At 62.7% G+C, this 23130-nt stretch carries 13 protein-coding genes and 1 tRNA gene; 9 read left to right on the top strand and 5 right to left on the bottom strand.

Annotation, left to right across the window (positions count from 1 at the left end; all coding sequences use genetic code 11):
• Window positions 1–157: 157 nt before the first annotated feature.
• Complete coding sequence (locus BV82_RS24015; RefSeq protein WP_244993530.1) at window positions 158–6523, bottom strand: DUF5801 repeats-in-toxin domain-containing protein; 6366 nt, start codon at window positions 6521–6523, stop codon at window positions 158–160.
• 357 nt (window positions 6524–6880) lie between these two features.
• Window positions 6881–8257, bottom strand: a complete 1377-nt coding sequence (locus tag BV82_RS24010) for an aminotransferase-like domain-containing protein (RefSeq protein WP_036997029.1) — start codon at window positions 8255–8257, stop codon at window positions 6881–6883.
• A 390-nt stretch (window positions 8258–8647) separates the two neighbouring features.
• Between BV82_RS24010 and BV82_RS24005 the strand changes: the two genes are divergently transcribed.
• The 8 genes from BV82_RS24005 to BV82_RS23970 all read left to right on the top strand — a co-directional run bounded on the left by BV82_RS24005 (window position 8648) and on the right by BV82_RS23970 (window position 18769).
• On the top strand, window positions 8648–9400 hold the full coding sequence (locus tag BV82_RS24005) for an SDR family NAD(P)-dependent oxidoreductase (protein WP_010222811.1): 753 nt from the start codon (window positions 8648–8650) through the stop codon (window positions 9398–9400).
• Window positions 9401–9564: 164 nt separating this feature from the next.
• Window positions 9565–12630 carry a formate dehydrogenase-N subunit alpha gene (gene fdnG, locus BV82_RS24000; RefSeq protein ID WP_145997614.1) on the top strand — a complete coding sequence of 1022 codons (3066 nt, stop codon included), beginning with the start codon at window positions 9565–9567 and terminating at the stop codon, window positions 12628–12630.
• Complete coding sequence (fdxH, locus tag BV82_RS23995; protein ID WP_036997023.1) at window positions 12630–13580, top strand: formate dehydrogenase subunit beta; 951 nt, start codon at window positions 12630–12632, stop codon at window positions 13578–13580. The genes fdnG and fdxH overlap by 1 nt, the downstream gene beginning before the upstream one ends.
• Window positions 13577–14230 (top strand): formate dehydrogenase subunit gamma, encoded by a 654-nt coding sequence (locus BV82_RS23990; protein ID WP_010222816.1) that lies wholly within the window; start codon window positions 13577–13579, stop codon window positions 14228–14230. The genes fdxH and BV82_RS23990 overlap by 4 nt, the downstream gene beginning before the upstream one ends.
• Window positions 14231–14234: 4 nt before the next feature.
• Window positions 14235–15158 carry a formate dehydrogenase accessory protein FdhE gene (fdhE, locus tag BV82_RS23985; RefSeq protein ID WP_010222817.1) on the top strand — a complete coding sequence of 308 codons (924 nt, stop codon included), beginning with the start codon at window positions 14235–14237 and terminating at the stop codon, window positions 15156–15158.
• A 159-nt stretch (window positions 15159–15317) separates the two neighbouring features.
• The gene (gene selA, locus BV82_RS23980; protein WP_010222818.1) at window positions 15318–16748 is read left to right on the top strand and encodes an L-seryl-tRNA(Sec) selenium transferase; all 1431 of its coding nucleotides are present in this window, start codon (window positions 15318–15320) and stop codon (window positions 16746–16748) included.
• Window positions 16745–18664 carry a selenocysteine-specific translation elongation factor gene (gene selB / locus BV82_RS23975; RefSeq protein WP_036997021.1) on the top strand — a complete coding sequence of 640 codons (1920 nt, stop codon included), beginning with the start codon at window positions 16745–16747 and terminating at the stop codon, window positions 18662–18664. Before selA ends, selB begins: the two co-directional genes overlap by 4 nt.
• Before the next feature lie 9 nt (window positions 18665–18673).
• Window positions 18674–18769: transfer RNA gene (locus tag BV82_RS23970), tRNA-Sec, on the top strand.
• A 4-nt stretch (window positions 18770–18773) separates the two neighbouring features.
• Here BV82_RS23970 and BV82_RS23965 read toward each other — a convergent pair.
• Together BV82_RS23965 and BV82_RS23960 are read right to left on the bottom strand one after the other, a co-directional pair.
• A complete protein-coding gene (locus tag BV82_RS23965) occupies window positions 18774–19766 on the bottom strand; it encodes an asparaginase (protein ID WP_036997019.1) in 993 nt (330 codons plus the stop codon).
• Window positions 19767–19847: 81 nt separating this feature from the next.
• The gene (locus tag BV82_RS23960; RefSeq protein WP_036997017.1) at window positions 19848–21290 is read right to left on the bottom strand and encodes an alanine/glycine:cation symporter family protein; all 1443 of its coding nucleotides are present in this window, start codon (window positions 21288–21290) and stop codon (window positions 19848–19850) included.
• Window positions 21291–21465: 175 nt separating this feature from the next.
• Between BV82_RS23960 and BV82_RS23955 the strand changes: the two genes are divergently transcribed.
• Window positions 21466–22284 (top strand): helix-turn-helix domain-containing protein, encoded by an 819-nt coding sequence (locus BV82_RS23955; protein ID WP_036997016.1) that lies wholly within the window; start codon window positions 21466–21468, stop codon window positions 22282–22284.
• A gap of 6 nt (window positions 22285–22290) precedes the next feature.
• On the opposite strand, the gene BV82_RS23950 is transcribed toward BV82_RS23955, so the two are convergent.
• Window positions 22291–23130: an alpha/beta hydrolase gene (locus BV82_RS23950; RefSeq protein ID WP_036997013.1), complete on the bottom strand. Its 840-nt coding sequence runs from the start codon at window positions 23128–23130 to the stop codon at window positions 22291–22293.

Below are 23130 nucleotides of genomic sequence, written 5' to 3'. Positions count from 1 at the left end.
ACGTCGAAACAAGACTGCTTGAGCACGCTTTGGGTGCGCCTGGGCCATCACCGGGGCAGGGGCCCCAGGTTGAGGGTGCTGACGTTGTCGAAGTTTCAAAAAGTAATGCGAGGGGGGTTGCCACGCCACCCTCGCATCCTTTCACACGTGCGCTGCCTCAGGCGCCGCCAAACACAATGTCGCTATTGAGCAGATCTACCCCGACCAAGGTGATGGTCGTTGTCTGTCCGCCCGCCTCGGCAACCGTCACGATGCTGTCTGCACCGCTGTTGTTGATCGATTGGACAACGGCGTTCTGGTCGCCGTTGAGCACCAGCGTGTCGCGCAGGCTTAGGCTCGCATCGAAGCCGGTGACCTGGTACAGGTTCTCATCGGCGGACAAATCGATGTTGAAGGCATCCCGCTCACCGCCCGTACCCACCAACCGGTAGTCGAAGAGGACGTCGGTCGGGTCGTTGGCGAACAGGTTGGCGTCGAACGCACTGGTCGCCGTATCCCCGTCCTTGTCCGTCAGCGTCGCATTGAACGCCAGCTTGATATCGCTGGCCAGGTTCTCGCTCTGCTGAATGAACTGGATCACCGGGATCTTGATCTCGCCCCTGGCCATCGTCAGCTGCACCGCATCGATCAGCGCCGTGCTCTGCTTCTCAATGAGGAAGGATACCTGCCCGCCAGCCTCCGGCGTCAGGGTGTTGACCTCGATGAGGTTCGAGAACGTGCCATCCTCGTAGTAGATCCTGTAGTACAGGTCTTCTGTTGCCGTAGTGTATCCCCCCACGGAGTTGTCGATGAACACCTTCATGGCTGTCAGCAGGCTCTCCGGGTTGATGACGAAACTTTCATCGGCGTTGCTGATGGCCGCCAGGTTGTCTCCTTGGAAAAGGTTGTTGGCGACGCCGATGCCGGATGTGCTGACGTTCATGGACGCGGGGTCGATGTACGCGGGCAAGGGGTCGGTCTGTAGCACCGTTTCGAGGGGGTCGGGTTTCCCCAGCCCAATGCCGGTCAGGATGTCCGCCGTTGACGCAAGCGCCTTGGCGGAAAAGAACACAATCTCCTCGGAGGGCGAAGGGATAGTCAGGTCAGCCGGCTCTGGAATCAACAAGGTGCGTACGGGGTCCGGGCCGCCGGCAGCGAGCGCGCCGTCGGCACTGCTGAGCATGATCGTCGAGCCGAAGCCTTGCACCAGATCCAATGCATAGCTGCCATTGGCAAAGGCGGTCAGCGTGTAGTCGACGGTGGTGTTTGCCGTTGCTGCGTTGTTGTCGAAGTCACCGGTCAAGGTCCCGGCGAACTGGTACGCACCATTGAGGTCCGGCGAGGGCACCAGCTCGGTGAGCGTGCCGGTCCCGGTCGTGGTCGTGTTGTCGGGCCTGACGAGGGTGAACTGGCCATTGACCAACGAGATGTTCAGGCCCGTCGCCCCCAGCCCATCGGCACCGGCCGACTTGCTCCAGAAGCCATATTGCGCAAGGACGCTACCGGTCCCGATCAGGTTGCCGAATGCGAGTGCCGGGCCGTCGTCCTTGATCACCAGGTTCTGCCCGATGTTGAGGGTGGCCTGGGCGCTGTCACCGTCCTTGTCGGTCTTGGTTGCCGTCAGGGTCACCAGGTTGTCCGAGGCCAGGCTGGTCGAATCATCCGGATTGGTCGCGTCGGGATGGATCACGGCGCGGAGCTGGTCGAGGGTGACGTCACCGTTGGCGGCAACGCTGACGGTGAGCACCAGTTGATTGGTCGTGGCCGTGCGGCCTTCGACCACGCCGCCGTTGAGCGACAGGTTGACTGCCTCACCAGTGGCGGAATCGGTCAGCCCGGAGGCCCCCGCTACCACGCCCAGCGCATAGGTCAGGGTGCCAGCGCCATCGGCGCCGAACGCCGAGCTGAAGTTGGCGGCGAAGTTCTGCGTGGCGTTGGTCGCCAGCACCGTTTCGTCCACTGTCAGTGTCGGCTCCGTACCGGTGGTGTTGATGCTTGGCCCATCATCCTTGAACACCAGGTTTTGCCCGATGTTCAGAGTGGCCTGGGCGCTGTCACCGTCCCTGTCGGTTTTGGTTGCCGTCAGGGTCACCAGGTTGTCCGAGGTCAAACTGGTGGAATCATCCGGATTGGTGGTGTTGGAATGCACTACGGCGCGGAGCTGGTCGAGGGTGACGTCACCGTTGGCGGCGACGCTGACGGTGAACACCAGTTGATTGGTCGTCGCCGTGCGGCCTTCGACTACTGTGCCATTAAGCGACAGGTTGACCGCCTCACCGCTGGCGGTGTCGGTCAGTCCGGAGGCCCCGGCTACCACGCCCAGCGCATAGGTCAGCGTGCCAGCACCATCGGCGCCAAACGCCGAGGTGAAGTTGGCGGCGAAGTTCTGCGTGGCGTTGGTTGCCAGTACCGTTTCATCGACTGTCAGTATCGGCTCGGTGCCGGTGGTGTTGATGCTCGGGCCGTCATCCTTGAACACCAGGTTCTGCCCGATGTTCAGGGTCGCCTGGGCGCTGTCACCGTCCCTGTCGGTCTTGGTTGCCGTCAGGGTCACCAGGTTGTCGGAGGTCAGGCTGGTCGAATCATCCGGATTGGTGGTGTTGGGATGCACTACGGCGCGAAGCTGATCGAGGGTGACATCACCGTTGGCGGCAACGCTGACGGTGAACACCAATTGGTTGGTCGTCGCCGTGCGGCCTTCGACCACGCCGCTGTTGAGCGACAGGTTCACCGCCTCATTCGTGGCCGTGTCGGTCAGCCCGGAAGCCCCGGCCACCACGCCCAGCGCATAGGTCAGCGTACCGGCGCCATCGGCGCCAAATGCCGAGCTGAAGTTGGCGGCAAAACTCTGCGTGGCGTTGGTTGCCAGTACCGTTTCATCGACTGTCAGTATCGGCTCGGTGCCGGTGGTGTTGATGCTTGGCCCGTCATCCTTGAACACCAGGTTCTGCCCGATGTTGAGGGTGGCCTGGGCGCTGTCGCCATCCCTGTCGGTTTTGGTTGCCGTCAGGGTGACCAGGTTATCGGAGGTCAGGCTGGTGGAGTCATCCGGATTGGTGGTGTTGGTATGGACCACGGCGCGGAGCTGGTCGAGGGTGACGTCACCGTTGGCGGCAACGCTGACGGTGAACACCAGTTGATTGGTCGTGGCCGTGCGGCCCTCCACCACGCCGCCATTGAGCGACAGGTTGACCGCCTCATTAGTGGCCGTGTCGGTCAGCCCGGAGGCCCCCGCTACCACGCCCAGCGCATAGGTCAGCGTGCCGGCGCCATCGGCGCCGAACGCCGAGCTGAAGTTGGCGGCAAAACTCTGCGTGGCGTTGGTTGCCAGTACCGTTTCATCGACTGTTAGTATCGGTTCGGTGCCGGTGGTGTTGATGCTTGGCCCATCATCTTTGAACACCAGGTTTTGCCCGATGTTGAGGGTCGCTTGGGCACTGTCGCCCTCCCTGTCGGTCTTGGTTGCCGTCAGGGTGACCAGGTTGTCCGAGGTCAGGCTGGTGGAATCATCAGGATTGGTGGTGTTGGGATGCACTACGGCGCGAAGCTGATCGAGGGTGACGTCACCGTTGGCGGCGACGCTGACGGTGAACACCAGTTGATTGGTCGTGGCCGTGCGGCCCTCCACCACGCCTCCGTTGAGCGACAGGTTGACCGCCTCATTAGTGGCCGTGTCGGTCAGCCCGGAGGCCCCCGCTACCACGCCCAGCGCATAGGTCAGGGTGCCAGCGCCATCGGCGCCGAACGCCGAGCTGAAGTTGGCGGCGAAGTTCTGCGTGGCGTTGGTTGCCAGTACCGTTTCATCGACTGTTAGTATCGGCTCGGTGCCGGTGGTGTTGATACTTGGGCCGTCATCCTTGAACACCAGGTTCTGCCCGATGTTCAGGGTGGCTTGGGCACTGTCGCCGTCCCTGTCGGTCTTGGTTGCCGTCAGGGTCACCAGGTTGTCGGAGGTCAAACTGGTGGAATCATCCGGATTGGTGGTGTTGGAATGCACTACGGCGCGGAGCTGGTCGAGGGTGACGTCACCGTTGGCGGCGACGCTGACGGTGAACACCAGTTGGTTGGTCGTGGCCGTGCGGCCTTCCACCACTGTGCCATTGAGCGACAGGTTCACCGCCTCATTCGTGGCCGTGTCGGTCAGCCCGGAAGCCCCGGCTACCACGCCCAGCGCATAGGTCAGCGTGCCAGCGCCATCGGCGCCAAATGCCGAGCTGAAGTTGGCGGCGAAGTTCTGTGTGGCGTTGGTCGCCAGTACGGTTTCGTCCACCGTCAGCGTCGGCTCAGTGCCGGTGGTGCTGATACTTGGCCCATCATCCTTGAACACCAGGTTCTGCCCGATATTCAGGGTGGCCTGGACGCTGTCGCCATCCCTGTCGGTTTTGGTTGCCGTCAGGGTGACCAGGTTGTCCGAGGTCAAACTGGTGGAATCATCCGGATTGGTGGTGTCGGAATGCACTACGGCGCGAAGCTGGTCGAGGGTGACGTCACCGTTGGCGGCAACGCTGACGGTGAACACCAGTTGGTTGGTCGTGGCCGTGCGGCCTTCCACCACTGTGCCATTGAGCGACAGGTTGACCGCCTCATTAGTGGCCGTGTCGGTCAGCCCGGAGGCCCCGGCTACCACGCCCAGCGCATAGGTCAGCGTACCGGCGCCATCGGCGCCAAACGCCGAGGTGAAGTTGGCGGCAAAACTCTGCGTGGCGTTGGTCGCCAGTACGGTTTCATCGACTGTCAGTATCGGCTCTGTGCCGGTGGTGCTGATGCTCGGGCCATCGTCCTCGAAGATTATCTTCGAGCCGATTTCGGCTTTCGCAATAGAGACTTGGAGCAGCTTGAAGCCACCGATATCGAAATCGGCATGGTTAGTGCCCTTGGCGTCGATGGCCGCGCCGTTCTCGATGAGCACGCGGTTGTGGTCTGCCGTTGTGGTGTATTCAATCTTGTAGCCGGCTTTAACGCCGGTGATGGTCGCAACCCCGGAAGCAAAGCTGATGACAATGGCCGGATCATTCGCCGAGCCGTCCGAGTTTTCGATCACCAGCCCGGTGCTGATGTTGATGACGCGAACATTGCTGATTGCAACCGACGCATCACCCACATAGCCGTTGATGAAATTCGCGCCAGGTTCAGCAGCGGTGCTGAATGCGCTGATTTTTACGATAGCGCTTTTGCCGCTTTGCAACTGCACGACGTCGAACGTGGCCGACCTCGTATTGAAAACGTCGGTAAAGTCGATGTTGGCTTCAACATCTGCTTCGTTCTGATCCAGGTTGGGAATGGTCACATTCTGCCTGGCACCGGTGACGAACGAAAAGCGGATGCCTTCCTGTTCCGTAATCATCTGGTTGTTGGTGCCGAAGGTGGTCGGGCCACCCGCCTGGCTGGTATTGATTGTGTCGCCCGTCGTTATATTGGCGCCGCTTGACTGGTCGGCGGGGTTCTTGCCGGTGGCGATAATGGTCGGGTCAGTGATCCGCAAGACCCCACCGTCGTCAACCACGGTCGGGTTCGCCGTCGTGAACATCAGGAACAGGTTCTGCCCGGAAGGCGCATTGGCCAGGCTGAATACCAGGTCCTGGCTGGTGCCGATGAACACCTTGTTCAGCAGGTTGAGGGCATCGTCCGGGTTACTGGCGTCCGGATGCTTGCGTGGCTGGTATTCCACGGTCCAGATCTTGCCGCCGGTGACCGGCGATCCGCTTTCTTGAATGTAGGCCGCGAACACGATCGCGCCGGCTGGGCCCCCGGCTCGGCCCAGCAGGATGTTGTTGTTGGTATCGGTATAGAGAAGGATATCGGTGCCATTGAGGGTATCGAGTCCGCTGTCCAGGCCATTGAGCGGTGCGCCAGAGGTGCCGACGAAGCTGATATCGGTAATGCTGCCGCCGGGTGCCGCGGTGATGGTGAACGCATCACTGCCGGTGTTGCCCACCGCACCCGTATAGCCACTCAAGGCTGCACCCGCTGCGGTACCAGCCCCCAGCGCTGTCAAGCGAGTAGTGAAGGCCGAGGGTAGCGCCGTGAGCAGAATGTCATTGTCGTCAGCGTCTCCTGCAGGGCTTGCGGTGGCCGTGCTGTTCTGCAACCCGGCGGTTTCGTCCAGCGTAACGTTCACACCCGTCGCCACGATACTCAGGGCGCTGTCGGTAAACGACGTTGTCGCGACAACGTCATCACTGGTACCGAACTGACTATCGGCACCTGCAGAGGCCGCGGTGAGCAGGAACGTTGCGCCTGCCGAGTCGTCGGGGTTCACGTACCACGAGGTCGTGACGCTGCCGTTGACTTGGCCGTCGAGATCGCCGGCACCGCCGTCGGTCACATACCAAGGCTCGTGTCCCTCGCCGGTGTTGGTATCGAGTATATCGTCGGGCGTGCCCCACACGTTATCCGCGCCGGGGCCAGTGGCGTGCTCCACTTCGAGCGCCACTGTGCTGCCGGCGGCGAAGCCGCTGGCGGTGATGATGGCCGTGCTGCCGGGGGCGTAGTCTGCTTGATCAGTAGTGACGGTTGGCGTTTGGAGGGGGGGTGGATCGCTCATGAAGGTATTGCTTTGGTCTTTACTCGCGACGGCGTCCTGGTGGGGGGGGGACAGATCGGTACTGCTGTCACCGGTCAGGTCGCTCGTGGGTTTTATTATTTTTTTGCGTGTAGGCATGACTTTCTCCTGAGCAATTCCAGGCATAGGCGCCGGATCGTGGACCTACTACTGGTACATGCCGCAACTATGGATAAGCGCCGGAGCTCGCGCATCGGCCGATACTCCCAGGCGAGATGGGAGTTTCGGACTACTTGGGAGGGGTAATGAGATGACGAAGGTGTCAGGGCGTCGGAACGCAAACAAAAGCCGCAGCCAGTAACTGGCTGCGGCTTGCTTGTGGGGTTTGCCAATGTGGCATCAATAGAACAGGCGGGGCTCCGGAGACGCCAGCAAGCTGGCCAGCTTGGTCAGGGCAAAGCCCAGTTCGGCGCGGCTCGGGGCCATCAGGGCAATGCGTACTCCGCTCGTCGCGGTGGTACGCTGGGCCAGGAACTGACTGCCGCTGACTACTGTTACGCCGTGGGCCCGGGCCAGGTTGGCAAATTCGTCGCAGGTCCAGGGCTCAGGCAACTCCAGCCAGATATGGAAGCTGTTGGGCTGGCTGCGAATCCGATAACCGCCAAGAATGTCCCTGGCCATTTGCTGCCGAGCGGCGGCCTCTTGCTGTTGCACCTTGACCAGTTGTTCGCCCATGCCGCTGTTGATCAGGTTGCTGGCCAGTTGTGCCATCAGCGGCGAAGGCATCCACACGCTGCTGCGTACCATCGACGACAGGCGCGAGAGGGTTTCAGGGGGCGCATACAGGTAGCCGATGCGCAGTGCCGGCAGAATGCTTTTCGACAGGCTGGTCAGGTAGATGGAGCGCTCGGGAGCATAGGCCGAGATCGGCTTGTGCACCGGTTGGGCCTCCAGGAACCCGTAAATGTCATCGTCAATGATGAACACTTCATGTTCACGGGCAATCTGGGCAATTGCCTCGCGGCGCTGCGCTGGCATGATCGAGTTGGTCGGGTTCTGGTGGGTGGTCACGCACACCAGCAGTGCCGGACGGTGTTCGATGCAGGCGGCCCGGAAGGCTTCGGGCAGCAGGCCGAACTCGTCGATCTGCACGCCCTTGAGGCGTCGATCCAGGCTGTGGGCCAGGGAGATGATCCCGGGGTAGCAATGCGCTTCGCAGAGAATCACGTCATTGGTGTTCGACAGGCTACTGATCGCCACCAGCAAGCCATGCTGCGCGCCAGACGTGAGGATGATCTGCTGCCACCGTGCCTCTGGCAGGCTGCGTTGTACCCAGCGGGCACCGGCTTGCTTGTGCACGGTATGACCACCGTCGGTGGTGTAGTCCAGAACGCGGCTCAAATCCGCTGACTGCGCGAGTTCGGTAATCGCATCCCGTAGCCATCCGCCCGTGTCGGCGTCATTGGGCTTGATGATCGACAGGTCGATCTGGGCGCTGTCGGTGCTGGTGCCCGGCGTGGGCGAGGCCGGCCTGGCATTGGCTTGCAGGACAAATGTCCCGCGTCCGACTTCACCAATTACCAGCCCGCGCTTGGCCGCCTCGTCATAGGCGCGACCAATGGTGCCGGGGGTGACTTTCAGGGTTTCAGCCAGGTCCTTGAGTGTTGGCAGCCGATCGCCCGGGCTCAGGTGCCCGGTACTGATGTCCTGCTCCAGGGCATCGGCAATCATCAGGTAAACCGGCTGCGCATGGCCGCTGTATTGAGGAACCCACATAGGTAAAGCACCAGAATCTACATGAGCGCGCAAGCCTAGCATGAAAGCCTTGATTAAGAGTAATCGAGGGGTAATCGAGTCTTTTTGAATGCATTCAATCTGGTTTTCGTCTGCCTGCTCTCGCCTGGAAACTGTTATGAAAGCAACGGCAGTGTGAAAATTCACTGTCATGAATATCAATATAAATCAATTAGTTGGATGTTATTTTCGGCAGTATGCAAGGTCGCGGCGACAGAAATAAATTGAGTCGATTTTGTTTCTGTTATTACAATGATTGAGTCGATTCAATCGCTTCTGATGATCGATGCATTAACCGCATTGAGCTGGCAGCACACGGGATTCGTGTGAGCGAAATACCTGACCTGAACTGCTGATAAAGGGGAAAACTGCATGAAAACCGCATTTGTGACCGGCGCATCGGCCGGTTTTGGCAAAGCCATCTGTCGCCAACTGATCGCCGAAGGTTACCGGGTCATCGGCGGCGCACGCCGCATGGACAAACTCATGCAGCTGGGGCAGGAGCTTGGCGAACACTTCATCCCGCTGGCGCTGGATGTAAGCGACAAGGCATCGCTGGACAAGGCAATCGGGCAGATCAATCAAGCCTCGTTGTCTATCGATGTCCTGGTAAACAACGCCGGCCTGGCGCTGGGCATCGAGCGCGCGCAACAGTGCGACCCCCAGAACTGGGAACGGATGATCGCCACCAACATCACCGGCCTTGCCCTGATCACCCAACGCATCCTGCCGAGGATGGTCGAGGCCAATAGCGGGCTGATCATCAATATCGGCTCGATTGCCGGCACCTACCCGTATCCGGGGGGCAATGTGTATGGCGCCAGCAAGGCCTTCGTCAAACAGTTCAGCCTGAACCTGCGCGCCGACCTGGCCGGTACCCGGGTGCGGGTGAGCAATATCGAGCCGGGCCTGTGTTCAGGGACCGACTTCTCGGTGGTGCGCCTGAACGGCAACATGGAAGCGGTCGAAGCGCTGTATAAAGATGTCGAGGCCATTCGCCCCGAGGACATTGCCAATACCGTGTCCTGGATTGCCCGGCAACCCGAGCATCTGAACATCAACTCGATCGAGATCATGCCGGTGGCCCAGAGCAGCGCTGCGCTCAACGTCGTGCGCAACCTGTAGCGGGGCGAACAGGGTGATGCCGGCGGCAATGAGCCATTTTCAGCACGCTGGTCAGGAATCTTGACTACAGTATCAACTGGTGACTGCCAGTAATGTCGCCACCGTGATCGTTCAAGCGACGCCGGCAACGCACCGCGCGTCCACCACCTGATCAGGAGTGCACGATGGATCTCAACCGTCGGCAGTTCTTCAAGGTCGCAGCAGTTGGCCTTGGAGGCTCGAGCCTGGCGGCGTTGGGCATGGCCCCGACACCTGCCTTCGCCGAGCAGGTGCGCCACTTCAAGCTGGCGCACACCAAAGAAACCCGCAACACCTGCCCCTACTGCTCGGTCGGCTGCGGCCTGATCATGTACAGCCAGGGTGATGCGGCCAAGAACGTGGCGCAGAACATCATCCATATCGAAGGCGACGCCGACCATCCGGTGAACCGCGGTACGCTGTGCCCGAAAGGCGCCGGCCTGCTCGATTTTATCCACAGCCCCAGCCGTTTGCAGTACCCCCAGGTGCGCAAGGCGGGAAGCAACGAGTGGACGCGGATTTCCTGGGATGACGCGCTTGACCGTGTCGCCGACCTGATGAAAGCCGACCGTGACGCCAACTTCATCGAGAAAAATGCCCAGGGCCAGACCGTCAACCGCTGGCTGAGCGTAGGCTTCCTGGCCGCCTCGGCGTCTTCCAATGAAGCCGGCTACATGACCCACAAGGTCATTCGCAGCCTTGGCATGCTGGGGTTCGATAACCAGGCACGTGTCTGACATGGCCCGACGGTGGCAAGTCTTGCCCCGACGTACGGCCGTGGAGCCATGACCAACCACTGGACCGATATCGCCAACGCGAATCTGATCCTGGTGATGGGTGGCAACGCTGCAGAAGCCCATCCCTGTGGCTTCAAATGGGTGACCGAGGCCAAGGCCCACAACAAGGCCCGTCTGATCGTGGTCGACCCGCGTTTTACCCGAACCGCGTCGGTGGCCGACTATTACGCGCCAATCCGCACCGGCAGTGATATTGCCTTCATGGGCGGGTTGATCAATTTCCTGCTGAGCAACGACAAGATCCAGCACGAGTACGTGTGCAACTACACCGATGTGTCGTTTATCGTCAAAGCCGGTTTCAGTTTCGAAGACGGCCTGTTCAGTGGTTACGACGCGGCCAAGCGCAGTTACACCGACAAGTCCGGCTGGGGCTACGAAATCGGCGAGGACGGCTTTGCCAAGGTCGACCCGACGCTGCAGGACCCACGCTGTGTCTACCAGTTGATGAAGCAGCACTACAGCCGCTACACCCTGGAACTGGCCAGCCAGATCTGCGGTATGCCGGCCGACAGCATGCGCAAGATCTGGGAAGAGATCGCTACTTGCTCGCAACCGGGCAAGACCATGACGATTCTTTATGCCCTGGGCTGGACTCAGCATTCGATCGGCTCGCAGATCATCCGCAGTGCCGCCATGGTCCAGTTGCTACTGGGCAACGTCGGCATGCCGGGTGGCGGAGTCAACGCCTTGCGTGGGCACTCCAATATCCAGGGGCTGACAGACCTTGGGCTGTTGTCCAACCTGCTGCCCGGTTACCTGACCCTGCCCGCGGATGCGGAGCAAGACTACAACGCCTACATCGCCAAGCGTGCGCCCAAGGCACTGCGGCCGGGGCAGCTGTCCTACTGGCAGAACTATGGCAAGTTCCATGTCAGCCTGATGAAGGCCTGGTATGGCGCCAACGCCACGGTCGAGAACAACTGGGGCTATGACTACCTGCCGAAGCTGGATATCCCCGGTTACGACGTGTTGAAAATGTTCGACATGATGGCCAAGGAGCAGGTCAACGGTTACTTCTGCCAGGGCTTCAATCCGATTGCCGCCTTGCCCGACAAGAACCGTGTTACCGCCGCCCTGAGCAAGCTCAAGTGGCTGGTGGTGATGGACCCACTGGCCACCGAGACCTCGGAGTTCTGGCGCAATGCCGGGCCGTTCAACGATGTCGAAACGGCCAGTATCCAGACCGAAGTCATTCGCCTGCCCACCACCTGCTTTGCCGAGGAGGATGGCTCGCTGGTCAACAGCAGCCGCTGGTTGCAATGGCACTGGAAGGGCGCCGAAGGGCCGGGACAGGCGCGTACCGACGTGCGCATCATGAGCGAGCTGTTCCTGCGCCTGCGCGAGCGTTATCAGCGCGACGGCGGCGCTTGGGCCGAGTCGATCCTCAAGCTCAACTGGCCCTACAAGGTGCCCGAAGAACCGACGCCGGAAGAAATCGCCAAGGAGTTCAGTGGCTACGCCGTGGCCGATGTCACCGATGCCTCGGGGGCGCAGGTCAAGGCCGGGCAGCAACTGGCCGGCTTCGCCCAGCTCAAGGACGATGGCAGCACCGCCTCCGGTTGCTGGATTTTCTCTGGCAGCTGGACCGAGCAGGGTAACCAGATGGCCCGGCGCGACAACGCCGACCCGTATGGGATGAAGCAAAACCTGGGCTGGGCCTGGGCCTGGCCGATGAACCGGCGGATTCTCTACAACCGTGCCTCGGCCGACCCTCAAGGCAAGCCGTGGGCGCCGAACAAGCGCCTGGTGTGGTGGAACGGCAAGGCGTGGGGCGGCACCGACGTGCCGGACTTCAAGGTCGATGCGGCGCCGGAGTCGGGGATGAACCCGTTCATCATGAACCCTGAAGGGGTCGCGCGCTTCTTTGCCCTGGACAAGATGGCCGAAGGGCCATTCCCCGAGCATTACGAGCCGTTCGAGACGCCAATCGGGATCAACCCGTTGCACCCGAACAACAAGCAGGCGACCAGCAACCCGGCCGGGCGGGTGTTCGATTCGGTGTGGGACAGCCTGGGGCAAGCCAAGGACTTCCCTTACGCGGCCACCAGCTACCGCCTGACCGAGCACTTCCACTTCTGGACCAAGCACTGTCCGATCAACGCCGTGACCCAGCCCGAGCAGTTTGTCGAGATCGGCGAAGCCCTGGCCAAGGAGAAGGGTATCGCCGCCGGTGACCGGGTACGGGTCTCCTGCAAGCGTGGGCATATCGAGGCAGTCGCGGTGGTGACCAAGCGGATTCGTCCGCTGCAGGTCAACAACCAGACCGTGCACCAGATCGGCATTCCGTTGCACTGGGGGTTTACCGGGGTAACCCGGCACGGCTACCTGACCAACACCCTGGTGCCGTTCCTCGGTGATGGCAACACCCAGACCCCGGAATCGAAGTCGTTCCTGGTCAATGTGGAGAAAATCTGATGGCCAGCCAAGACATCATCGCCCGTTCGGCCACCACCACCGCCCCTTCGTCGATCCGTCAGCAGGAGGAAGTGGCCAAGCTGATCGACACCACCAAGTGCATCGGATGCAAAGCCTGCCAGGTGGCCTGTTCGGAATGGAACGAGCTGCGTGACGAGGTCGGTCACAACCATGGCACCTACGACAACCCACAGGACCTGAGCGCCGAGACCTGGACCCTCATGCGCTTCACCGAGCACGAGACCGACGAGGGCAACCTGGAGTGGCTGATCCGTAAGGACGGCTGCATGCACTGCGCCGAGCCTGGGTGCCTGAAGGCCTGCCCGAGCCCGGGGGCGATCATCAAGCATGCCAACGGCATCGTCGACTTCAACCAGGACCACTGCATCGGCTGCGGTTACTGCATCACCGGCTGCCCGTTCAATATCCCGCGGATCTCGCAGAAGGACCACAAGGCCTACAAGTGCACCCTGTGTTCCGACCGGGTGTCGGTGGGGCTGGAGCCGGCCTGCGTGAAAACCTGCCCGACCGGCGCCATTGTCTTTGGCAGCAAGCAGGACATGAAGGAGCATGCCGCCGAGCGCATCGTCGACCTCAAGTCGCGTGGCTTCGACAACGCTGGTTTGTATGACCCCGATGGTGTCGGCGGTACCCACGTGATGTATGTGCTGCATCACGCCGATACGCCACGCGTGTATGCCGGCCTTCCAGACCAGCCCATCATCAGCCCGCTGGTGGGTTTGTGGAAAGGCGTGACCAAGCCTCTGGCGCTGCTGGCCATGGGCGCGGCGGTGCTGGCCGGGTTCTTCCATTATGTGCGCGTCGGCCCGCAACGGGTCGAGGAAGACGAGCACCCCAGCCCGCCGGATACCAGCGTGCATGTGGTCGACCCTGCGGTGCATGTCTATGACCCGAATCGGCCAGCTGGGCAAGGGGAGGAACGACCATGAACGACAAACCGATCCAGCGCTACAACGCCAACGAGCGGACCAACCACTGGCTGGTGGCGATCCTCTTCATCATGGCCGCGTTGTCGGGGCTGGCGCTGTTTCACCCGGCGCTGTACTGGCTCAGCCATCTGTTCGGCGGCGGGCCCTGGACGCGCATATTGCATCCGTTCATGGGCGTATTGATGTTCGTGTTCTTTCTTGGCCTGGTGCTGCGTTTCTGGCGGGCGAATTACTTTATCGCCAACGATCGCCTGTGGCTCAAACGCATCGACCGGGTAATGCGCAACGAAGAGGAGGGCGTACCGCCGATCGGCAAGTATAACCCCGGGCAAAAGCTGCTGTTCTGGACCTTGCTGCTGTGCATGCTGGTGCTGTTGATCAGCGGCGTGGTGATCTGGCGCGCTTACTTCAGCAGCTACTTCGGCATCGGCTCGATTCGCCTGGCGACCTTGCTGCATGCGCTGGCGGCGTTCGTGCTGGTGCTGAGCATCATCGTCCACATTTACGCGGGCATCTGGATCAAGGGTTCGGCCAGCGCCATGTTGCATGGCGGGGTCAGCCGCGCCTGGGCGAAAAAACACCATGAGCTGTGGTATCGGGAGGTGACCGGCGATAAACAACCGGAGCCGCCGATCAACAAAAAAGGATGAGCGCTTGAGCACCCTTCTTGAACCCGGGCAGATCGAAGCGGCGGCCAGTACGCCGCCGTTTCTGCACTTGCCGCCAAACAATCTGTTCACTCTGCGCGCACAGCGGCTGGAACAACTGGCTGCGGGCAACCCGCTGGCGGACTACCTGCGGCTGCTGGCCGGCCTGTGCCAGGTGCAGCAAAGCCTGCTGGATCAACCGCCTGTCGCGGCCCCCAGTGACATTGAACGCCAGCGCTTGTGTGTGGAGCACGGTTTGCCACCGCTGGCGGCCGACAGCCTGGTGCGCGAAGGCCGTTGGCTGGCCTATCTGCAAGCGTTGTTGCAGCGCTATCCGGCTTCGCATGGCGCTGTGGCGGATGCGGTGGCAGTACTGCAGCGTGCTGCCGACGAACAGCGCAAGCTGTGGGCCATCGCCTTGCTCACAGGCCAGTACAGCCTGGTACCGGCGGCGTTGGTGCCGTTTCTCGGCGCTGCGTTGCAGGCAGCCTGGAGCCATTGGTTGCTGAGCCTGCAGGGTGTCGAGTTGAAGGCGGCGGACAGCCTGTGCCAATGCCCGGCCTGTGGTTCACCGGCGATGGCCGGGGTGATCCGCCACCGCGGCAAATACAACGGCCTGCGTTACCTGGTGTGTTCGCTGTGTGCCTGCGAATGGCATGTGGTGCGGGTCAAGTGCGTGTACTGCGAGCAGAGCAAGGACCTGAAGTATTTCAGCTTCGAGGACGACCGCCATGCCAGCGCCAAGGCACCGCTGCAGGCCGAGTGCTGTCCGGGCTGCAACGCCTACCTCAAGCACATCTACCTGGAAAACGACGCCGATGCCGAAGCGCTGTCGGCCGACCTGGCCAGCCTGGCGCTGGATATGCGCCTGGATCAGGAAGGATTTCAACGCCTGGCGCCGAACTTGTTGCTGGCGCCGGGAGGGGAGTGAGATAGGGTCTACACTGAGGTTTTGCCCATGCCACCCGAACCCTGTGGGAGCTGGCTTGCCAGCGATGCAGGCGCTGCGGTCCATCGCCAGGACGGTAGTGACGCCATCGCTGGTGAGCCAGCTCCCACTAGGTCAACGCTGAAGTTGAGAACCGTCTGAATGTCGTCCAACCTCGCCAAGCTCCCGACCCGCCTACCCTCCATCGACACCCTGTTGCGCCACCCCGCCAGCCTTGCGCTGGTCGACCGCTACGGCCGCGATGCGGTCCTGGCCAGCCTGCGCCAACTGCTCGACGACCTGCGCGACGATGTCAGGCTCGGTCAACTGGATGCCGCCGAGCTGGCCGCCCCCGTGCTGCTGGGCCGGGCTGCTGAGCGCCTTGCTGCCCAGCACCGCAGCCAGGTCCGCCGGGTGTTCAACCTCACAGGCACGGTGTTGCACACCAACCTGGGGCGGGCCTTGCTGCCCGAGGAGGCCATCGACGCCGTGCAACTGGCTGCCCGCTACCCGCTCAACCTTGAATTCGACCTGGCCAGTGGCAAGCGCGGCGACCGTGATGACCTGATCGAAGGCCTGATCCGCGAACTCACCGGTGCCGAGGCCGTCACCGTGGTCAACAACAATGCCGCTGCCGTCCTGCTGGCGCTCAACAGCCTGGGGGCGCGCAAGGAAGGGATCATCTCCCGCGGCGAACTGATCGAGATCGGCGGCGCTTTTCGTATTCCCGACATCATGGCCCGCGCCGGGGTCAAGCTGCATGAGGTGGGGACTACCAACCGCACGCACGCCCGCGATTACGAAGCGGCGATCGGCCCCCGCAGCGGCCTGTTGATGCGCGTGCACTGCAGCAATTACAGCATCCAGGGCTTCACCACCCAGGTACCGACGGCAGAACTGGCGCAGTTGGCCCATCGCCACGCTTTGCCGTTGCTGGAGGACCTGGGCAGCGGCAGTTTGCTCGACCTCACCCGCTGGGGCCTGCCGGCCGAACCCACTGTGCGCCAGGCGCTGGCCGATGGCGCCGATATCGTCACCTTCAGCGGCGACAAACTGCTGGGCGGGCCCCAGGCGGGGATCATCGTCGGGCGCAAGGACTTGATTGCGCGGATCAAGAAGAACCCGCTCAAACGCGCCTTGCGAGTCGACAAGCTGACCCTTGCGGCCCTCGAAGCTGTGCTGGGCCTGTACCGCAACCCGGACCAATTGGCCGCGCGCTTGCCGAGCCTGCGCCTGCTGACCCGGCCACAGGCCGAAATCCTCCAGCAGGCTGAATGCTTGGCGCCGGCATTGGCAAAAACGCTGGGCGAACAGTGGGCGGTCAGCGCAGAACCTGCGTTGGGCATGATCGGCAGTGGCAGCCAACCGGTGGCGCGCTTGCCGAGCGCGGCCTTGTGTGTACGCCCGCAGGTGTCCAAGCGCCTGCGTGGGCGCGCCTTGCATGGATTGGAAGCCGCGTTGCGGGCCCTGCCGCTTCCGGTGCTCGGGCGCATCGATGACGATGCCCTGTGGCTGGACCTGCGCCAACTGGATGACGAAGCCGGCTGGCTGGCGCAGTTGCCACAGTTGCAGTTGCCGCAGGTGCAGGTGTGATCGTCGGTACCGCCGGGCATATCGATCACGGCAAGACCGCCCTGCTCGAAGCCTTGACCGGCCAGGCCGGCGACCAGCGTCGGGAAGAGCGTGAGCGTGGCATGACCATCGACCTCGGTTATCGCTATGCCGCCTTGACCCCTGGCGCACCGCTAACCGGTTTCATTGACGTGCCTGGCCACGAGCGCTTTATCCACAACATGCTCGCTGGCGCCCAGGGTATCGACCTGGTGCTGCTGGTAGTGGCCGCCGATGACGGCGTGATGCCGCAGACTCGCGAGCATCTGGCGATTGTCGAACTGCTGGGCATTGCGCGTGCTCTGGTGGTGATCAGCAAGTGCGATCGGGTCGAGCCGCAGCGCGTGCAGGAGGTACAGACCCAGGTCAGCGTGTTGCTGGCCGCCGGGCCTTATGCGGGCGCGGCGCCGTTCATGGTTTCCAGCGTGACCGGCGAAGGTATCGAACCGCTGCGCCGGGCCTTGCTGGCGGCCCAGAGTGAAGTCAGCCAGCGCAGCCGCGAGGGCGGGTTTCGCCTGGCCATCGACCGCGCCTTTGCGGTGGCCGGAGCGGGCATCGTGGTCACCGGTACCGCCCTGGATGGGCGTGTGCAACTGGGCGACACCTTGCTGTTGGGCAAAGCCGGCAAGCCGGTGCGGGTGCGCGGCCTGCATGCGCAGAACCAGCCGGCCACCGAAGCTCATGCCGGGCAGCGGGTCGCCTTGAACATCAGCGCCGAGCGCCTGCAGCTTGAGCAGGTGCACCGCGGCGACTGGCTGCTCGCCGAGTGGCTGCATGCGCCGACCCAGCGCCTGGATATCGAGCTGCAGCTGCTGGCCAGCGAACTGCGCGCCTTCGAGCATTTCAGCCCGGTGCATGTGCACCTGGGCACCCAGGATGTCACGGCCCGGGTGGCCTTGTTGCAAGGCGAGCAGTTGCTGCCGGGCGCGCGCATGTTCGCTCAGTTGCTCACTAACGCGCCGCTGCAAGCGGTGCACGGTGATCGTTTGGTGCTGCGGGATCAGCGTGCGCAGCGCACCCTTGGCGGTGGTCGCGTGCTCGATCCCTTTGCGCCTGCTCGCCAGCGCCGCAGCGAGGCACGCCTGGCCCAGCTGCAGGCATTGGCGAGTGCCGACAGCCTGGAGCAGGCCTTGCCAGCGCTGCTCGCCTGTGATGATGGCGGGCTTGATCCACAGCGCCTGGAGCGTCAGTTCAACCGCCTGCGCAGCAGTTGGCAGTTGCCCGCCAATGCCCAGGTGATCGCCACCCGGCAAGGCCCGCTGCTGTTCACCCGTGAGCATTGGCAGGCGCTGCAAAACTCAGTGTTGGAGGGGCTGGCGCGCTTCCACACGCAGGAACCGGATCAGCTTGGCCCTGATCGTGACCGCTTGCGCCGCTTTGTTGCCCTGGCGCTGGAGCGTCCGGCATTCATCAGCCTGGTGGATGAGTTGCTCGCCGCCAACAGGATGAGTAGCAGCGGGCCGTGGCTGCATTTGCCGGAACATCGAATACGTCTTAGCGATGCGGATGCATTGCTGTGGAGCCAGTTGCAGCCGTTGCTGGTGGACGGCGCCTTCGATCCCCCCTGGGTACGCGACCTGGCCAAGGCGTTATCCGTCGATGAAGCCGAGGTGCGGGTGCTGCTGCGCAAGCTCGGCCGATTGGGGCAGGTGCATCAGGTGGTGCGCGATCTGTTCTATCCTGAGGCCACGATCCGGCAAATGGCGGCTATGCTCTTGCAGCTGGCCAGCGATGACCCGGTGGTGCAGGTCGCAGCGTTTCGCGATGTCTTGGGGATCGGCCGCAAACGCAGCGTGCAGATACTCGAGTACTTCGACCGCATCGGCCTGACCCGGCGTGTTGGTGATCGGCGGCAGATCCGCGCCGACAATGCCCTGGCGCAATCGCCCGGGCAGTAATCCGTACAAGGAAGGCAATCGCGCCCGGTGGCGCGGCCGGGCTTCAAACCCGGTTGGGGACGGCAGCCGTTCCCGGGCAGGTTCGACTCCCGCTGCCTTCCGCCATTTTCTACTGCGCGCGTTCGCCGCACAGGTCCAGGGCGAACCAGTGCTCCGCCGCCTGCACATCCAGCCCGGCACCGAGCAAGGCGAACATCTTGCCCAGCGCAGCTTCGCGGGTCATGCCGCCGGCACTGACCAGGCCGGTATCGCGCAAGCGGCTGCCGGCCGCATAGGTATCGAAGTGCACCGCGCCTTCCGGGCACTGGCTGATCGCTGCAATCAATACTCCAGCTTGGCGAGCGTCGTGTAACGCATCGAGCAGGTCCTGATCGTCCGACGGCCCGGTGCCGCTGCCATAGCATTCCAGCAGCAGGCCCTGGACGCCGCTGGCCAGCAGGCTGCGCAGATGACCGACCTGTAGCCCCGGGAACACCGGCAACACCATCAGGTTTACCGGTTGGCGCACCTGACGGTAGTCCAGGCAGGCCGGGATCGACTCGGCACGTTGCCCATTGCGCTCACGCGCCAGCGCGGCGAAGGCATCGAACGCTTCGCTGCGCAGCTTCGAGGTCCGCGCGCCATGCAGCAGCTGGCCGTGGAAATACAGCTGCACGCCGTCCTCGATACCGGTCGCCATCAACCGCAGGGCGCCGCAGAGGTTGTCCCAGGCATCGCTGTCGGGGGCGCCGGCCGGCAACATCGAGCCGGTCAACAGCACCGGTGCCGGCAGGCCGAGCAACAAGAACGACAGCGCCGCTGCGGTGTAGGCCAGGGTGTCGGTGCCGTGCAGCAACAGGATGCCGTCATGCCCATCGCGCTCGACCGCGTCGACAATCGCCTCACGCATCGCCAGCCAGTTGCCTTGTTGCATGTTGGCGCTGTCGATCAACGGCCGTAGTTCGCGTAGGCGCCAGTTCAGCATTGGTGCGTCGGCCAGTTGCTGCAAGTGCTCTCGCATGCGCGCGTCGAAGCCACCGGCTGGCGCCAGGCCTTGCGGGGTTTGCAGCATGCCGATGGTGCCGCCGGTGTACAGGACTAGAAGGTTCTTGACTGCACGCATGAGAAATTTCCGGGCAGGTGAGAGAAAAGCGGGGGAGGGAGAAGCCGCCCACGAACGGGGCGGCTTTTTCTGCAGTATGGATCAGCGCTGGGTCTGAGCCTGACCGACAGCCACTTCAGCCTCGGCTTCAGCAACCGGCTTGACCGGCCAGGCTTGCGGGTCCAGGTCGAGGTCGGAAAACTTCGACGCATCGAACACCGGCTGGGCGATACCGGCGCGGCGCTGTTCGTCGTAGTCGCGCATCACGCGCAGGCCGACCTTGAACAGCAGGGCCAGGGCCACCAGGTTGACGAACGCCAGGCAGGTCATGGTGATGTCGGCAAAGGCGAACACGGTCGACAGGTTTTGCACCGAGCCCCAGAGGATCAGCAGCAGTACCAGGCCGCGGTAGGCCAGCAGCACCAGGCGATTGCGGGTGAAGAACTGCAGGCTGGTTTCACCCAGGTAGTAGTTGTAGAGGATGCAGGTGAAGACGAACAACGACAGGGCCACGCTGACGAAGATCCGCCCCCAGTCACCGACCACTGCGGCCAGGGAGTTCTGGGTCAGGGCGATGCCGTCACCTTCGAAGCCTGGGGTGTAGAAGCCCGAGAGCAGGATCAGCAGCGCGGTGCAGGTGCAGATCACGAAGGTATCGAGGAACACCGAGAAGGCCTGAACTACGCCCTGGGCCGCCGGGTGGCGTACCGCCGCGACGGCGGCGACGTTGGGCGCACTGCCAAGGCCGGCTTCGTTGGCGAACACGCCACGCTTCACACCCATGACAATGGCGCTGCCGAGCAGGCCGGCAAAGGCCGGATCAAGGCCGAACGCGCTTTTGATGATGGTCTCGAGCATGGCCGGTACGTGTTCGATCTGGGTGAAGATCACGTACAGGGTGACGCCGATGTAAGCCAGGGTCTTGACCGGTACCAGCAGATCGGACACCGAGGCAATACGCTTGATGCCACCGATGAACACCAGGCCGAGCAGAGCGGCCAGGGCGATACCGGTGTACTGCGGCTCGAAGCCGAAAGCGTTCTGCAGCGAGTGGGTCACGGTGTAGGACTGCAGGCCGTTGAAGGTGAAGCCATAGGTCACCAGCAGCAGGATTGCGAACACCACCGCCATCCAGCGCAGCTTCAGGCCGTGCTGGATGTAGTAGGCCGGGCCGCCACGGTACAGGCCATCACCGTCGCTACGCTTGTAAACCTGGGCCAGGGTGCACTCGAAAAAGCTGCTGGACATGCCCACCAGTGCGGTGACCCACATCCAGAACACCGCACCCGGGCCGCCCAGGGTAACCGCAATGCCGACACCAGCGATGTTGCCGGCACCGACACGGCCTGCCAGGCTCAGCATCAGTGCCTGGAACGAGCTCAGTTGGCCTGCCTGGCCGCGAAGGGATTCCTTGAAGACGCTGAACATGTGGCCGAAATGGCGGAACTGGACGAAACGGGAGCGCAGGGTGAAATAGCTGCCGAGTCCGACGATAAGCACGATGAGGAGTTTCCCCGAGAGGAAATCGTTGAGCGCTTCGAGCATGTAATACCTCGATTCTTATTCTTCGCATGAAAGACGACAGGCCGGCGTCGATGCGCCGTATCCATGGGGGCGCATGGTTGGTCATGACAAGGTTGGTTACAATTTCGCGGGTTGCTCTCAGTTGATGCGACTTGATGCTAAACTGGCGCCTGTCGCATCACCTGGAACGGCTCACATGAGCGAATATCTCGGCACCAATCTCAAGCTTGCCTGCAGCCACTACCGCTCTATCTCGGAAGTTTGCCGGCAGCTGTCGATCAACCGCGCGCAGTTCAACAAGTACCTGAGCGGGCAGAGCCAGCCGACGGCATACAACCTCAAGCGCATCGGCGATTTTTTCGGTGTCGAGGATTACGAGCTGGGTTTGCCACCGGAACAGTTCGCCCGCCTGATCGGTGCCCGCAGCGCCATCAACCTTGTGCAAAGCCAGGATGACCCACTGGTCGATCTGCTGCGGCCGTTGCGCGAACATGCCGGCAACCTGTCGCGCTACTGCGGTTACTACTTCGAATACTCCAACTGCATGTCGGTACCGGGCTCGATCCTGCTGTCGCTGGTGCACCTGCGTGAGGAGCGCGGCAGCTTTTTGTTCGAGCGCCAGGAACGTCAGGAGCGCTCCAGCAGCACCGATGTGCAGGCCGAAGACTGGGTGCGTTGCCGCTACCTGGGTGCGGCGTTCCAGCTGCAGGACCGCCTGTTTTTGCTCGACTACGAATCGCTGACCGTCAACGAGATGAGCCAGACCATCTTGATCCCCAGCTTCAAGAGCCGCATCACCCGCCTCAACGGCCTCAAGACCGGGGTTTCCAGCGGTGACCGACGCACCCCGGCCTGCACCCGGGTGGTGTGGGAGTACCTGGGCCCCGAGATCAACCGCATCAGCGCTTACCGCCAGGTCAAGCTGTACCGCCCGGACGACCCGCGGATCGACGACGATGTACGCGAGCGCCTGAGCGCCGGGCCGATCCGCAACGGCCTGTTCGAGATCGAGTAACCGCGCTCAGCCGAGAATGAATTCCGCCACCACCTGCGCCACCTGATCGGCCACGGCCGGCTTGTCACGCAGGTGCGCGGCGATGCCGTGATCGCAGTCGGTCAGCAGCAGGCACTCAAGGTGCGGCGCCGGCACTGCGCGCAGCAGGGCCTGGGTGACTTCTTCGGGGATCGGGCTGTAACGCTGGGCGCCGGCCAGCCACAAGGTGCCGGCCGAGGTGCCTTCGCCTTGCCCGTAAGCCCTGGAGTTGAGCCCGTCGAACTCGCCGATCACCAGCAGCACCCGGCCTTGGAACTTGCGCAGGAATTCGTAGCTGTCGCAGTCGAGAAACCCGTAGGGCTGGCGGATCGCCTCGGTGAAGGCCGGGCCGAAGGGCGCCTGGTGGGCGGCATCCGGGTAAACCGCCGGGCAGATCAGCACCAGCTTGTCGATGGCCGGTGTTTGCGCGGCCAGTTTCAGCGCGATGGCGCCGCCGAGGCTGTGGCCGAGCAGAGTCTGGCAACGCTCGGCGATATGCCGGTGAAAGCGCTGCGCCTCCTCCAGGTTGGTGGTCAGCGACGGCTGTGGCGCGCCGGGCTCGGCCGCCAGGCTGTGGCCTGAGAGGTTGCCGGTCAGCGAGCCGATACCCTGCTGTTGCAAGCGATACAGCAGCGGGTTGAGGCGGGTGAAATCAGAGCGCGCGCCACCGATCACGAACAGTGGCGCGGCGCGCTCCTGATCGGGTATCAGCAGCCGCGCCTGTTGCTGGAAGCCGTCGAAGGTTTCGCTGATGAAGCGCTCGGCAGCCGGCGCGGGTTCATCGTATTGCCAGGTGGAGCGTTGCGTCGAAATCGTTTCAAGGTGCAT

It is taken from the genome of Pseudomonas donghuensis (genome assembly GCF_000696345.2).
Taxonomy (GTDB): domain Bacteria; phylum Pseudomonadota; class Gammaproteobacteria; order Pseudomonadales; family Pseudomonadaceae; genus Aquipseudomonas; species Aquipseudomonas donghuensis.
The sequence above is the reverse complement of the archived record's forward strand: the minus strand, read 5'-3'. Positions and strand labels throughout refer to the sequence as shown.